This is a genomic window from Paenibacillus sp. 3LSP (assembly GCF_032465655.1).
GTDB lineage: Bacteria > Bacillota > Bacilli > Paenibacillales > Paenibacillaceae > Fontibacillus > Fontibacillus barengoltzii.
On record NZ_JAWDJI010000068.1, the window covers coordinates 13147 to 27497 of the forward strand.

At 53.2% G+C, this 14351-nt stretch carries 14 protein-coding genes; 9 read left to right on the top strand and 5 right to left on the bottom strand.

The window, feature by feature from the left end; all coding sequences use genetic code 11:
• Positions 1 to 22: 22 nt before the first annotated feature.
• The 4 genes from hisF to RW092_RS05065 all read left to right on the top strand — a co-directional run bounded on the left by hisF (position 23) and on the right by RW092_RS05065 (position 3395).
• Complete coding sequence (hisF, locus tag RW092_RS05050; RefSeq protein WP_316009687.1) at positions 23 to 781, top strand: imidazole glycerol phosphate synthase subunit HisF; 759 nt, start codon at positions 23 to 25, stop codon at positions 779 to 781.
• Positions 778 to 1482, top strand: coding sequence for a bifunctional phosphoribosyl-AMP cyclohydrolase/phosphoribosyl-ATP diphosphatase HisIE (gene hisIE, locus RW092_RS05055; protein WP_016314042.1), 705 nt, complete (start codon positions 778 to 780; stop codon positions 1480 to 1482). The genes hisF and hisIE overlap by 4 nt, the downstream gene beginning before the upstream one ends.
• An 18-nt stretch (positions 1483 to 1500) precedes the next feature.
• A complete protein-coding gene (gene hisJ / locus RW092_RS05060; RefSeq protein WP_316009688.1) occupies positions 1501 to 2331 on the top strand; it encodes a histidinol-phosphatase HisJ in 831 nt (276 codons plus the stop codon).
• A 116-nt stretch (positions 2332 to 2447) separates the two neighbouring features.
• Positions 2448 to 3395, top strand: coding sequence for a ribose-phosphate diphosphokinase (locus RW092_RS05065; protein WP_316009689.1), 948 nt, complete (start codon positions 2448 to 2450; stop codon positions 3393 to 3395).
• Positions 3396 to 3452: 57 nt separating this feature from the next.
• On the opposite strand, the gene RW092_RS05070 is transcribed toward RW092_RS05065, so the two are convergent.
• Entirely contained in the window at positions 3453 to 3857 is a 405-nt protein-coding gene (locus tag RW092_RS05070) for an iron chaperone (RefSeq protein ID WP_316009690.1), read from the bottom strand.
• 322 nt (positions 3858 to 4179) lie between these two features.
• On the opposite strand from RW092_RS05070, the gene RW092_RS05075 reads away from it, so the two are divergent.
• Both RW092_RS05075 and trxB read left to right on the top strand, forming a co-directional pair.
• Positions 4180 to 5916: a tetratricopeptide repeat protein gene (locus tag RW092_RS05075; protein WP_316009691.1), complete on the top strand. Its 1737-nt coding sequence runs from the start codon at positions 4180 to 4182 to the stop codon at positions 5914 to 5916.
• Positions 5917 to 6024: 108 nt separating this feature from the next.
• Positions 6025 to 6984, top strand: a complete 960-nt coding sequence (trxB, locus tag RW092_RS05080; RefSeq protein WP_085170362.1) for a thioredoxin-disulfide reductase — start codon at positions 6025 to 6027, stop codon at positions 6982 to 6984.
• Positions 6985 to 7266: 282 nt separating this feature from the next.
• Here the strand turns inward: trxB and RW092_RS05085 are convergent, their stop codons facing one another.
• From RW092_RS05085 to RW092_RS05100, 4 genes are read right to left on the bottom strand one after another with little or no spacing between them, the layout of a single operon-like run.
• On the bottom strand, positions 7267 to 7869 hold the full coding sequence (locus RW092_RS05085) for a response regulator transcription factor (RefSeq protein ID WP_028539590.1): 603 nt from the start codon (positions 7867 to 7869) through the stop codon (positions 7267 to 7269).
• Entirely contained in the window at positions 7866 to 9080 is a 1215-nt protein-coding gene (locus RW092_RS05090) for a sensor histidine kinase (RefSeq protein WP_316009692.1), read from the bottom strand. Before RW092_RS05090 ends, RW092_RS05085 begins: the two co-directional genes overlap by 4 nt.
• A 6-nt stretch (positions 9081 to 9086) precedes the next feature.
• Positions 9087 to 9824 carry an ABC transporter permease gene (locus RW092_RS05095; protein WP_028539592.1) on the bottom strand — a complete coding sequence of 246 codons (738 nt, stop codon included), beginning with the start codon at positions 9822 to 9824 and terminating at the stop codon, positions 9087 to 9089.
• A gap of 2 nt (positions 9825 to 9826) precedes the next feature.
• Positions 9827 to 10738 carry an ABC transporter ATP-binding protein gene (locus RW092_RS05100; protein ID WP_316009693.1) on the bottom strand — a complete coding sequence of 304 codons (912 nt, stop codon included), beginning with the start codon at positions 10736 to 10738 and terminating at the stop codon, positions 9827 to 9829.
• A 279-nt stretch (positions 10739 to 11017) separates the two neighbouring features.
• Between RW092_RS05100 and RW092_RS05105 the strand changes: the two genes are divergently transcribed.
• From RW092_RS05105 to RW092_RS05115, 3 genes are all read left to right on the top strand, one after another.
• Positions 11018 to 12427: an ABC transporter substrate-binding protein gene (locus RW092_RS05105; RefSeq protein ID WP_316009694.1), complete on the top strand. Its 1410-nt coding sequence runs from the start codon at positions 11018 to 11020 to the stop codon at positions 12425 to 12427.
• Positions 12428 to 12497: 70 nt separating this feature from the next.
• Positions 12498 to 13469, top strand: a complete 972-nt coding sequence (locus RW092_RS05110) for a carbohydrate ABC transporter permease (RefSeq protein WP_028539595.1) — start codon at positions 12498 to 12500, stop codon at positions 13467 to 13469.
• A 3-nt stretch (positions 13470 to 13472) separates the two neighbouring features.
• A complete protein-coding gene (locus RW092_RS05115; RefSeq protein WP_016314029.1) occupies positions 13473 to 14327 on the top strand; it encodes a carbohydrate ABC transporter permease in 855 nt (284 codons plus the stop codon).
• Positions 14328 to 14351 lie beyond the last annotated feature (24 nt).

Consider the following 14351-nt stretch of genomic DNA (forward strand, 5'->3'; position numbering starts at 1 on the left):
ACGGAAAGGAAGTCGAACCAGCATGCTCGCAAAGCGAATTATTCCCTGTCTGGACGTAAAGGACGGGCGGGTCGTCAAAGGCGTGAATTTTGTGAACCTGCGTGACGCCGGTGATCCGGTGGAGCTGGCCGCATTATATGATCGCGAGGGGGCGGATGAGCTTGTCTTTCTGGACATTTCCGCATCCCACGAAGGCCGGGCGACCATGATCGAGGTGGTGAAGCAGACGGCCGGGGAAATCGCCATCCCGTTTACGGTAGGCGGCGGGATCTCCCAGGTGGAGGATATGAAGCGTCTGCTCCGGGCCGGGGCCGATAAGATTGGCATTAATACGGCGGCGGTTATCAATCCAGATCTGATCTCGGACGGTGCACGCCGTTTTGGCTCCCAATGCATCGTTGTGGCTGTAGATGCCAAATATAACGCCGAGTGGGGCGAATGGGAAGTGTACACCCACGGAGGACGCAAACCAACGGGCATCCGGGCGCTGGAATGGGTGCGGGAAGCCGAGAAACGAGGCGCCGGGGAAATTCTGCTGACGAGCATGGACGCCGATGGCACTAAGGACGGATTTGATCTGCCTCTGACCAGCGCAGTGAGCCGGGCGGTAGGGATTCCGGTTATCGCCTCGGGCGGAGCAGGGAAGACGGAAGATTTCTACGAGGTATTTACCGAAGGACATGCGGATGCGGCGTTGGCGGCGACGATTTTTCACTATAAAGAAATTGCCATACCGAATTTAAAACAGGAGTTAAAAGCTAAAGGGGTGGAGATACGATGACCGCAGGAAATCAACAGGCTCTGCAGCTATCGCTTTCGATTGAAGCGTTGGAGCAGACGGTGAAGTGGGACGCAGCCGGTCTTGTGCCGGCCATTGTTCAGGATGCGCGCAGCAAGGAAGTGCTGATGCTGGCTTACATGAATCGCGAGTCGTTGCGTAAATCGGTGGAAACCGGCCAGACCTGGTTCTGGAGCCGATCGCGCGCGGAGCTGTGGAACAAAGGGGCGACCTCCGGCAACACGCAGCAGATTACGGCCTTGAAGTATGATTGTGACGGCGACACGCTGCTGGTCGAGGTTATCGCGAACGGACCGGCTTGCCACACTGGAGAGTCTACTTGCTTCTATCGGACGGCTGCTGCTGAGGTTGCTGCAACCTCCACGGGATCGGGAAGTACCGACGAGCGGTTCAAGGTGCTGGCTGAGCTGGAGCAGTTGATTGCCGAGCGTTACACGGAGCGTCCGGAAGGGGCGTATACCACGTATTTATTTGATAAGGGTCTCGATAAAATCCTCAAGAAGGTTGGCGAAGAGACCGCAGAATCGATCATTGCCGCCAAAAACGGCGACAACGATGAGCTGCGTTACGAAGTCAGCGACCTGATCTACCATCTGCTGGTGCTGCTGCGCGAACGCAATTTGCCGTTGGATGAGATTATGCAGGAGCTGGAGCGTCGTCATGAACGGCCGCGGCGTGACTAAAGCGGAGGTGGGCAACGAATGTTGATCGACTACCATACCCATCATGAACGCTGCGGGCATGCCGTTGGCACGCTGGAGGATTATATCCGCCGGGGAATCGAGATCGGATTGTCCCAGCTCGGTGTCTCTGACCATATGCCGTTGCTGCATGTGGATCCGGCTGCCTACTATCCGGAAATGGCGATGCCGATGGAGGAGTTGCCGCGGTACGTGGAGGAAGCTTTTCGTTTGAAGGACAAATACCGCGGGCAGATCGACGTACGCGTCGGCCTGGAGGGCGATTATATCGAAGGCTGGGAGGAACAGATCGAACGGATCGTCACGGGCTATCCGTGGGATTATGTGATCGGGTCGGTGCATTTTCTCGGGGAATGGGATGTATCGGATTTTCGCCAGGTTCACAACTGGGAAGAAAAGGATGTATTCGCGGTATATACGCAATATTATGATGCTGTGACCAAAGCGGCGCAAACCGGGTTGTATGATTTCCTCGGCCATCTCGATGTGATCAAGCGTTTTGGGCACAAGCCCGGGCCAGAGCTGGAGCAAGAGACGATTGCGCTGGAGCGGAGGGCCTTGTCTGCCGTGAAGGAAGCCGGAATCGCCATCGAGCTCAATGCTTCGGGGCTATCCAAGCCTTGCGCGGAGATGTTTCCCAGCGAGCGGATCTTGCAGGCGGCTATCGAGATGGGGATTCCGCTGACCGTAGGGTCGGATGCCCATGATCCCCAGAAGCTAAGCGAACATTTGGATCAAGCGCGAACACTGCTGTATAAACTGGGAGTGCGGGAGTTGGCAACTTTCGAGGGCCGCAAGCGAACGATGATTCCTTTGGAAGCAGGGCAATAAGAGCTCCAGAGCCGCTATCTGGAAAATGCTGGACGACCAGGTTGAATCCATGTACGATAATCGTGTAGGAATGTCCAAGTCTGAAATGTCATAAATCAAGGATTCGGGAGGATGTTATGGAAGCCAAAATGCGCATGTTTTCCGGTTCGTCCAATCCGAAGCTGGTATCGGATATCTGCAGTCGGCTTGGGATCGAACCCGGAAAGGTGAAATTGTCGCGCTTCAAGAGCGGAGAAATTTATGTGCATTATGAGGAAAGTATCCGTAATTATGATGTGTTTCTCGTACAGTCGCTATCCCATCCGATCAATGAGTTGTTCGTCGAGCTCCTGGTGATGATCGATGCGGCCAAGCGGGCTTCCGCTCGCACGGTGAACGTCATCATGCCCTATTACGGCTACGCCCGGCAGGAGCGTAAATCGGCGCCGCGGGAACCGATCTCTGCCAAGCTGCTCGCTGATGTGCTGACGACGGCGGGGGCGAGTCGGGTCGTGACGATCGATTTGCACGCGCCGGCAATTCAGGGCTTCTTCAACATTCCGGTCGATCATTTGACCGCGTTAGACTTGATGACGGATTACCTGCGGGCTCAGCAAATTCCGAATCCCGTGATCGTCTCGCCGGATGCGGGACGGGCCTCGATGGCGGAGAAGCTGGCCAACGGGCTGGATTCGCCGTTTGCAATCATGATCAAGAAGCGTCCCGCACACAACCAGTCGGTGATCACGCATGTGATCGGTGATGTGTCCGGGCATACGCCAATCATCATCGAGGATTTGATCGACACGGGCTCCACAATTGTAAACGTTGTCGAAGGGTTGAAGGAACGGGGGGCGGCGGACGCCTATGTGTGCGCAACGCACGGGCTCTTCTCAGACAATGCCCTGGAGAAGCTGAAGCATCCCAATATCCGGCAAGTGGTCGTTACGGATTCGATTGCGCAGCCGGAGCAGCATTCGCCCCATGTGCAGGTGCTCTCCGTAGCGCCGATGCTGGCTCGGGCGACGCAGTTTATTCTAGAGGGCGGTTCAATTGCCGCTTTGTTCAAGGATCGGGGGATTTAACCGTCCATCTCGTTCGATGAGAAAGCCGCTTAGGAAGCGGCTTTTTTTGTTGGCGAGTTATGGGTTCTTCCTCGGCTTCTTAGCCGCTTTGACTTCGGCGGCCCGGCGATTTTCCTCTGCGCGGAAGAGAACCATGCGGCGAATCAGATCCAGCGGCAGCGGCTGGTCCAAGGGAAACTGTACTGACCCCTTTCCGCCTTTGTACTGGGACAGTTCCTCGGCAAATTGTTCAGTTCCGCTCGGGGTTGGGTAGAAACCGATATGTTTCTTAAACACTGCGAAATGCACCAGGACTTTGCCATCAGTTTCAAAAGTCGGCATTTTGTAACTGATCCGCTCGGTGGCGTGAGGCGCAATCTCATGGACCAGCTTACGGATTTGCTGCAATCTGTCCTGAATCTCCGGCGTAAATTGGGCGATATATTCGTCGATCGTCGCAAATAGGGGATGGTTCGTGTCCATCGTCCGGAAGCCCTCCTTTAGTGTCGTTTTTTTCTAAGAAGAAAAAACCAGATTCCGTAAATGACCAGAAAGAGAATCAATAAGGTAATAACCGTGTTTTCCCAAACGAAATACATTATAGGAATAGATCCTTTCTCTGCAAATATCTTAGTCATTCGATTGCGGAGCGTGGATTTCCTCCCAGACGCGGCACATCCGTTATTTTCCGCTTGGATTCCCCGTGGGAGGACAGCTTCTCCTATGTTATACTGTGGAATGGAGAGTTTACCTGAAACGTACGGAAAGTAGACTTGGAAGATTGAAATCAAAGGAGGTGCCTTGCTTGAAGGAAAGAAAGCGACCGGCTAAGAACCAGCGGGGGAAAGTACTGCCGATCTCGATGGATGCGGGATTTTTCTTCGAGAGAGCCGTTTCTTCGTTGGACCGTTATCGCTATGACAAGGCATTAAAATATTTCCGCAAAGCCGTGGAATACGAGCCGAGCAACCCGGTGAACCACTGCAATATGGCCGGGATTCTATCGGAGATGGGAGACTATGCGGCATCCAATGAGGTGCTCCAGACCGTGCTGGAGGAGATCGACCCGTCCATGACGGAATGTTATTTCTATATGGCGAACAATTACGCCAATATGGATATGTTTGAGGCGGCCGAAGAAGCGCTCATCCGTTATTTGGAGGAGGATGAACAAGGACAGTTCCTGAGCGAGGCCGAGGAGATGATCGACCTGCTGCAATACGAGCTGGATCGCCCGACGAAATTAAAGAGCATCAAATCGCGCCATGGCGTCTATGAGCACGATCAGGCACGTGCGTTGCTGGAGGAAGGCAAGTTCGCACAAGCCGTTAAAATGCTGGAGGAGCTGGTGCAGACTCGTCCTGATTTTCTGGCGGCCCGCAATAATCTGGCCTTAGGGTATTACTACCTCGGCTTGTTCCGCAAAGCGGTAGAGACCGTGGAAGAGGTGTTGGTGCAGGATCCGGGTAATTTGCACGGCTTGTGTAATCTGGCGATTTTTTACCAGCATGCCGGGAACCGTGAGGCGTTGGAAGAGTTGGCCGGGCGATTGGAAAATATCGTTCCTTTCCACCAAGAGCACGTATTCAAGCTGGCAACAACGATGGGCATCTTGGGGCGGCACGAAGCGGCCTTTGGCCATTTTCAACGGCTGATGCGCGGGAGTGAGACGAACTTGGATGCCAGCCTGTATCACTATGCGGCTGTGGCTGCCTACCATACGGGGCAGAAGGAGGAAGCCGAGAAGCTCTGGAAGGCTGCGAAAAGAATGGACCCCAGCTCGAGTGTGCCGGGCTATTACTTGAACATTCTGTCCCAGGAGCGTGAACATCCCGAGGCAGATCCGGTTCCGGTGAATTACCAGTATCTGCTCCCATTTGAGGAGCAAATGAAACGCTGGGAGGCTTCGGAAGAAGGGATCCCGGCCGAGATGAAGGAGAACCCGCTGATTCGTTCCTCGTTCTTCTGGGCGTTGCGCCACGGGGATCATAAAACCAAGCTTCAAGTCATTCAAGCGATGGGCCTGATTGCTGACCAGGAGGTTGAGGAGGCGCTGCAAGCCTTCTTGCTGGAGCCGGATGAGGATGCGTATTTGAAAGAAATGGCTTTGTTTGTCCTCCGCAATCTTGGCGTGAACCAGCCGCTGCCCGTTCGTTCTGGTGCAACGACAACGCTGGTTGATCCGAGCCGGGTATCTACACAGCTGCCGGTATGGCGGAGCGAGTGGCAAGCGGTGGTAGATTTAGCGCTGGAGCGGATGAAGCCGAGCTTCGATCTTCAGCAGCAGCATGATATGGAGACGTTGTGGGCGGAGTTTCTTACCCGGTTATATCCGGATACGCCAACGGTCTCCCATTTGGAGGGCTGGGCTGCAGCGCTTGAATATTTGACGGCCAAAATGCACGGGCAATCCGTCACCTACGAGCAGGTGGCGCAGAAATACAATATTTCCGCTTCTACGGCTCGTCGTTACGTTCAACGGGTGGATGAAGTTTGCGGCGTGAAGGAGAAGCTCGCGGACATTTTTCCTTCGGTCCAATAGTTTGATGGGTAAAGCAGGTCCAACTTGGGGAAAATTTGATGGAGTATTCCATTTACATAGGAATCGACGGGTCGAGCTATTTCCTAGGAACCAAGGAGGTACGAGCGTATGCACAAAGTATTGGTGATTGGAACGGGGCCGGCCGGATTAACGGCGGCGATTTATTTGGCGCGGGCGAATCTGAGCCCGGTGGTGATCGAGGGGCTGGAGCCGGGCGGCCAGTTGACCACGACGACGGAAGTAGAGAATTTCCCCGGCTTTCCGGAAGGCATTATGGGCCCTGAGCTGATGGACAATATGCGCAAGCAGGCAGAACGGTTTGGCGCACAATTTCGGGCCAGCTGGGTGGAGAAGGTGGATTTCTCCAAGCGGCCGTTTCAAGTGACGCTCGAAGGCGGTGAAGTGCTGGAATCCGAATCGGTGATTATATCGACCGGAGCCTCGGCGAAATATTTGGGCATCCCGGGCGAGCAAGAGAATGTAGGACGAGGGGTCAGCACCTGTGCCACCTGTGATGGGTTCTTCTTCCGCGGCAAAAAACTCATCGTCGTCGGAGGCGGTGACTCCGCCATGGAGGAAGCGAATTTCCTGACGCGATTCGCGACCGAAGTGACGATCGTGCATCGTCGGGAGGAGCTGCGCGCCTCCAAAATCATGCAGGATCGCGCCAGATCCAACGAGAAAATCCACTGGGCACTTAACCGCACACCGTTGGAAGTGGTGACGGATGAGGACGGCGTCAAAGTGAAGGGCCTGAAGGTGCGGAACAATGCCGATGGGCAAGAGGAGCTGCTGGAGGCCGACGGAGTGTTCGTGGCGATTGGTCATACGCCAAACACGAAGTTTCTCGGCGGCGCCGTAGAGACCGACGCCCACGGCTATATCGTGGTGAAGCCGGGAACCACGGAGACGAACGTGCCGGGGGTATTTGCCTGCGGCGACGTCCAGGATACGCGTTACCGCCAAGCGATCACCGCGGCGGGTTCCGGCTGTATGGCGGCGATGGACTGCGAGAAGTTCCTGGAGGGCAGCATGGTGCATGATTGGAGCGGCCCGACGGGGAGTTAACGTTGGGGACACAGGACGGTCTTTTGCTGTCCGAAATGTATTCGAAAAATCGAGTATATTGAGGGGATTTCGGCGATTTCAAAGGATTGTATATGAAATTTCATACACATTTTGCCGATCCGATCCTAAACCGCAAGAAACTATATGAAAAATCGAGTACATTTCAGGTTTTCGATCATCTAACACCTGAATGAACACGAAAAATCGAATAGATTGCAACGTGAAAATTTAAGAGGACGCCGAGATCGGCGTCCTCTTTTTGGCGTTATGATATTTGCGTACTTAAATCCATCCGTTCTCCTCGGCGAGGCGAACCGCTTCGATGCGGCTCTTGACCTCCAGCTTGTTCAAAATTTCGGAAATATAATTACGAACGGTGCCGTAGGACAAGTGCAGAGAAACCGCGATTTCGCTGGCGGTGCAGCCTTTAGCAGCCAGCCGCAGAATATCTTGCTCGCGGGCGGTCAAGGGATTGTCCCGGCGGAGGCTGCCGAAGACCAGCTCCGGCGAAGCTTCGCGGTGGCCGGCCATCACCCGTCGGATCGCCTCTGCCAGCCGATCGCTGGATTCATCCTTGAGCAGGTAGCCTTGGACGCCGGTCTTCACTGCCCGTTCGAAGTAGCCGGGACGCGCGAACGTCGTTAAGATGATGACGCGGCACGGCGATCCCTGGGCCTGCAGCCGTTCGGCCACCTCCAGCCCGCTCATCAGCGGCATCTCGATGTCCATGAGGCAGACATCGGGGCGCAGCTTCTCGATGAGCGCCAGCGCCTCCGCGCCGTCTCCGGCCTGGCCGACGACCTCAAGGTCGTCCTCCAGATCGAGCAGGGAGGCCAGCGCCCCCCGCAGCATCCGTTGATCCTCGGCGATGACGATGCGTATCATGCGGTTTCACCTTCTTTAGCAGCTTCTTTCACGATGAGCGGGATGGTGATCTGCAGCCGAGTGCCCTGGCCTACCCCGGCTTCGGAACCATCCGCACTTTCCAAGCTCCCCGCTCCGACGGTTAATGTGCCGTCGATCAGCGACAACCGCTCGGCCATGCCCTTCAAGCCATTGCCTGCGACACTGTCGCCCGAAGGCGGGGCCAGCCGATCGCTGCCCGCCTTCCCCGAGGACAACCCGATCCCGTTGTCCTCGATCTGCAGCCGCACCTCCGCCGGTGCGGTCTCAATCGTGACGACGCAGCGCGTGGCCCGGCTATGCTTGACGATGTTCGTCACTGCCTCTTTGATGCAGAGGCTGACGATGTTCTGCATCAAGTCCGACACGCCGGCGAGTCGCGGGTCGCCTTCCACGTCGAGGGCGATGTCGGCTGCGCGAAGGATTTCGCTGGCTTCCGCCAACGCCTCCGCGACGGTGATCGCCCGCATGTCGGAGACGAGCTCCCGCACTTGTCGCAGCGCGGCCCGGGAGGTACGCTGGATCTCCCGCGCCTCAGCTTGGGCCCGTTCCGCATCTTTGGCGGCGAGCTTCTCGACCAGCTGGCTTTTGAGCGTGATTAGAGATAAAGTATGGCCGAGCGTATCGTGTAAATCGCGGGCGATGCGCATACGTTCCTCCCGCTTGATCAGCTCCTTAATCTGCTCGTTCGCCCGGTCCAGTTCCCGCTCCAATTGCTGCCGTCTCGACATTGAACGGATGCCGTAAGGCATCACCAGCATAATGACCAGAAAAGGCAACATAAACGGCAGATCGCTGGCAACCAGATTCCGGGCGCCAAACAGGAGCGACAGTACTTCTACTGCAGCGAAGCAGGAAATGGCGATATGGAACTTCTTGTGATCGGTGTACCAACCGATGAAGTTCGAGGTGAAGAAGCCCAAATAGAAGTTATACGGACTATAGAACATACAGAGCGCCAGAATGAGGGCCATTTGCAGCGCAAGCCACAAGTTGAAGACTTTGCCGGTAACCCAGTATAACTGGCGATAAGTCACGGCAAACAAGACGATCATTGCGCAGCCGATCCACAGCTTGATTCCATGCTCTCCCCGAATATTGAAGAAGGGAAGAATCAAGTAGATCGGCCAGACGTAGGGGAACCAGCCGTATTTTTTCGGAAACCATTCAAACTGGAACTTACCTAACTTCATTTGGAGTTACACCGCTTCCTGTTTTTTTCGGATATATGTGGATAGTATCATAAACAGGAAGAGGTAGCCCAGCAAAATCAGCACGCTTTGCCAGCTCGGGGCATCCCCTTGAACGATGGACCAGGCCCCGCTTCCGAACTGGTAGGAGGGTAGCCATTTGCCGATGGCCTGCATCACCTTAGGCAGCACTTCGAACGGCATCCACATACCGCCTGCGACGGCGAGAAGCAGATACACAACGTTGCTGACGCCGCTCGCCGTATCCACGCGCTTCATCAGACCCACCAGCGTCCCTAACGCGAGAAAAGGAAGCGAAGCTGCAATGATCCACAACCCGCTGGAAATCCACAGATACCAAGGCAGTGTTACCCCGTTAATTAAATACCCCGCGATAAAAATAAACACTACGGAAAACAGGTGCATCATGGTTTGGCCGAACATTTTGCCGAAGAAATAAATCGAACCGGGCAGCGGCGTGATTCGCATGAAGGTCGCCCAGCCTTGGGTACGCTCCTGCACCAGGCGGATGCCAAGCGTCATAATCGCCGACCCCATTACGCTGAAGGTCGTCATGGACATCAGGTAATACGCCCGCCATTCACTCGGATTGTCGGCCCCGGTATTAACGACCCGCGTGAAGATAAAGTAGAACAAGACCGGCATCAACAACGACCAAAATACATAATAGGGGTTGCGGATCACCCGAAGCATTTCCGCTTTACATTGCATCGTAATGGTACGCATCGTTAAATTGCCTCCTCTTCATGGTTTGTCGTCAGCTGTTCGAACGCTTCATCCAACCGTCCTTGCTCGATCTGGATGTCGTGCACGGGCAGACCGGCGGTAAACAACGCTGCCAATGCTGCGTCGGTATCCTCCGTTGTCACATGGATACGTCCGTCTTTGTTGTAGCATTCCGCGACAGGGGAGAGCGCCAGCAATCGGCTCCGCAGTTCGGGACCATCGCCGTCGGCAAGGAAGGAAATCGAACGTTTGACAATCCGCGATTTGATCGCTTCAGGCGTGCCGTCTGCGACTAAGGAGCCCCGGTTAAACAACAAGATTCGATCGGCAATATCGTCGGCTTCTTGCAAGTAATGCGTTGTGAAAACAACCGTCTTCCCTAGTGCGGCCAACTTGCGAACGCTGTCCCAGAAGCGGCGGCGCGACGTGATGTCCAGCCCCACTGTGGGCTCATCAAAGAAGAGCAACTCCGGGTTCCCTGCCAAGGCAAGGGCAAAGCTAAGACTGCGCTTCTGCCCGCCGGACAGCTTCTCGGCATAGCGGTTTAAATCGCTATTGGACAACCCCGTCAGACGAACCAATTCGTCCATCGCCATCGGGTTGGGGTAGTAGCTGCGAATCAGCTCCAGGATTTCGCGTACCTTTAGCCGATCCATCACGCTGACCTCCTGCAGCATCGCCCCAGTCCGCTCGCGGACCAAGCGGTCTTTCGGCGGCTTTCCGAACAGTTGAATCGTTCCGGCTGTTGGTTCCAGCAAGCCGAGCAGCATCGAGACCGCCGTCGTCTTCCCGGCTCCATTTGGTCCTAGAATGGCGGTGATGGTGCCTTTGGAAATGGTAAATGATAGATGATCTACCGCTTTTTTATCTTTGAAGCTCTTGCTGACGTCCTTCATTTCAATAATAGGTTCCACGAAAGCTTCGCCTCCGATCAAGGTTTCATCTTGGTTATTTCTTCCTCGGTTAACTTAAGCATAAAGGAACTGCGGCCCCTCTGTTAGTAAGGACTGTCATGACATTGAGATGACAATTGTCATTCTGATTTGAGTCTGAAAAGGCCTCCTCGATCTCAAGACCCAAAAATAGTTGAACTTTTCCCAATAAGCGCTTACTTATGGAGAACAAAAAGATGTATTAAAATGTGAATGCGGTTACAAAATACCGAGAAGAGTAAACAAAAGGGGAGGCAAAGCATGAAACGCATGAAACGTATGAAACACCTGTTGATCGGGATCTCCGCCTTGCTGGTGATGACAACAGCTCTCACGGCTTGCGGCGGCAATTCCAAGAATGAGTCGTCCTCGAACAATACAACACCTACGGAAACGAATTCTTCCGCAGGTAAAGGTTCCAGCGGCGAAAAGGTTACCATCAATCTGTGGAGCTTCACGGATGAAATTCCAAATATGACTACAAAATATTTGGAAACGCATCCAGACGCTAATGTTGAATTCAAAACAACGGTTATCGCTACAACTGATGGCGCTTACCAACCTGCGCTTGACCAAGCTTTGGCTGGCGGCGGCAAAGACGCCCCGGACATTTATGCTGCTGAAGCAGCGTTCGTTCTGAAATATACGCAAGGCGACGCTTCCGGGTATGCAGCGAACTACGCTGACCTGGGCTTGACTGACCAAATGGTTCAAGATGCTGGCATCGCTCAATACTCCGTAGATATCGGTAGTAAAGATGGCGAGCTGAAAGCTCTTGGCTACCAAGCAACTGGCGGCGCTTTCATCTATCGTCGTTCGATTGCGAAAGACGTATTCGGGACAGATGACCCAGCTGCTATCAAAAATGAAGTTGGTCCTGGTTGGGATAAGTTCTTCGATGCAGCTGCGAAGCTGAAAGCTAAAGGCTATGGTATCGTATCCGGTGACGGTGATATCTGGCACGCGATCGAGAACAGCTCCGACAAAGGCTGGATCGTTGACGGCAAACTGCACATCGATCCGAAGCGTGAACAGTTCTTGGATCTCTCCAAGAAGTTGAAAGACAACGGTTACCACAACGACACGACAGACTGGACAGAAGCATGGTATGCTGACATGTCCGGCTCCGGTGCTCAACCGATCTTTGGTTTCTTTGGTCCAGCTTGGTTGATCAACTATGTCATGAACGGTCAAGTTAAAGATACAAACGGTGACTGGGCTGTAACTGAACCACCAACAGGGTTCTTCTGGGGCGGTACTTGGCTCTTGGCTAACAAAGACGTAACGAAAGACGAAGCGAAGAAGAAAGCGGTTGCTGATTTCATTAACTGGGTAACGTTGGATACCTCTGAAACCGGCCTCCAATATTTCTGGGCAAACGGTACGATGAAAGAGGGCGAAGCAGGTACGAAGGATAGCGTAGCTTCCTCCGTGGTGATGTCAAAATCGAACGGTGAAGTTCCAATGCTGGGCGGTCAAAACATGTTTGACATCTTCGTTCCAGCGAACGAGAACGCTTCCGGTAAGAACTTGACGCAATACGACGAAACGATCAACAAACTGTGGCGCGACCAAGTTCGCGAATACACGGCAGGCAGCAAATCCCGTGAAGATGCGATCAAAACCTTCAAACAACAAGTTAAAGACCAACTTGGCATCGACAGCGAATAAGAATACGCAGTAGATGCGAAGGGGCGGGGAATATAACCCGCCCCTTCATATCCATGAAAGAGGTGAAAGCATGCGCCGCAAAGGTGTTAACTATTCGAGATACGGTTACTATTTTACGTTGCCATTTGTGTTGGCTTTTTTGGTTTTTTCACTGTATCCGATTCTCTATACGGCCGTGATTGGCTTTACTAACTTACAAGGGATTATCCCTAAACCATTGGAAATTCTCGATAATCCGTTTCAGAACTTTAAAGATCTGATCCTTGAAAATGCTTCTTTCAAGAAGTCGCTTGTGAATACGTTTATTCTTTGGATTGTGAACTTTATTCCGCAGATCGGTCTTGCGCTGCTGCTTACGGCCTGGTTTACGAACAAACGTCTGAACATTAAAGGCCAAGGCGCGTTTAAGATCATGCTCTATATGCCGAATATTATCACTGCAAGTACGATTGCAGTGCTTTTTAGCTCTCTGTTTGCATATCCGATGGGGCCGGTAAACAGTCTGTTCCAGTTGTTAGGTTGGTCGGATGCTCCAATTTTCTTCCTGCAGGATAAGACGACAGCACGTGGGATCGTTTCCTTCATTCAATTCTGGATGTGGTACGGGAACACGATGATTATTTTGATTGCAGGTGTCATGGGGATCAATCCAGCGATCTTCGAGTCTGCTGCGATTGATGGAGCTAACGGCTGGCAGACCTTCTTCAAGATTACCTTGCCAAGTCTGCGCACCATCATGCTATATACGTTAATTACGTCCATGATCGGCGGTCTGACGATGTTCGATATTCCGCAATTGTTCCTTCAAGGCGGACCGGACGACTCAACGCTGACCACCTCGATGTTTATCTATGGGCAAGCATTTAAAGGAAGCTATATGTATAACCGTGCGGCTGCCGCAAGTATGATTCTGTTCGTCATTGCCGCTGCATTGTCCGCCATCCTGTTCTATTTGATGCGTGACCGGGATGCGGCGAAATTAAATAAATTGATTAAGCAACAAAAGAAAGCAGAACGTGCAGCTATGAAAGGGGAGGTGTAAGCCATGGAAAAAATTAAAGAAGGCAGTGCGGTCGCTCTCCGAATTAATCGGACGATCGTATATGTCGTATGTATTTTGCTGGCACTCCTCAGCATCCTTCCATTCTGGATCATGTTCGTGAACGCTACGCGTTCGACGGCGGAAATCCAAGCGGGCCTCTCGTTGCTCCCATCTACTCATATGATGAGCAACCTGAAGGTGCTGCTGGACAAGAGCTTTGATCCGCTTCAAGGCTTCATGAACTCGTTTATTATCTCGGGTTCAGCGACTTTGTTGACGGTTTATTTTTCGTCCTTGACAGCTTATGGTCTGGTCGCTTATAGCTGGAAGCTGCGTCAGCCGTTCTTTACCTTTATTATGGCGGTCATGCTGATTCCAGCTCAGGCCAGCTCGATCGGTTTCTATCAATTTATGTACAAAATTCATTGGACCAACAACCTGTTGCCTTTGATTTTGCCAGCTATTGCGGCTCCGGCCGTTGTGTTCTTCATGCGTCAGTACCTGCTGGGTACGCTCTCGCTTGAAATCGTGGAAGCGGCGCGTGTTGACGGCTCCGGTGAATTCAAGACGTTTAACCGGATCATTCTGCCGCTGATGATGCCAGCGATTGCAACGCAAGCGATTTTCGCCTTTGTTGCGAACTGGAATAACCTGTTTATGCCGCTCATTTTGTTGACGGATAAGAGTAAATATACGATGCCGATTATGGTCAGCTTGCTGCGCGGCGATATTTACAAGACAGAATTCGGTTCGATCTACATGGGTCTGGCTTTGACGGCGTTGCCTCTGTTTATTGTCTACTTCTTGCTGTCCCGGTACATTATTGCCGGCGTAGCGTTGGGCGGCGTCAAAGAATAATCGGGCAACTCACTTGCCTGGCTT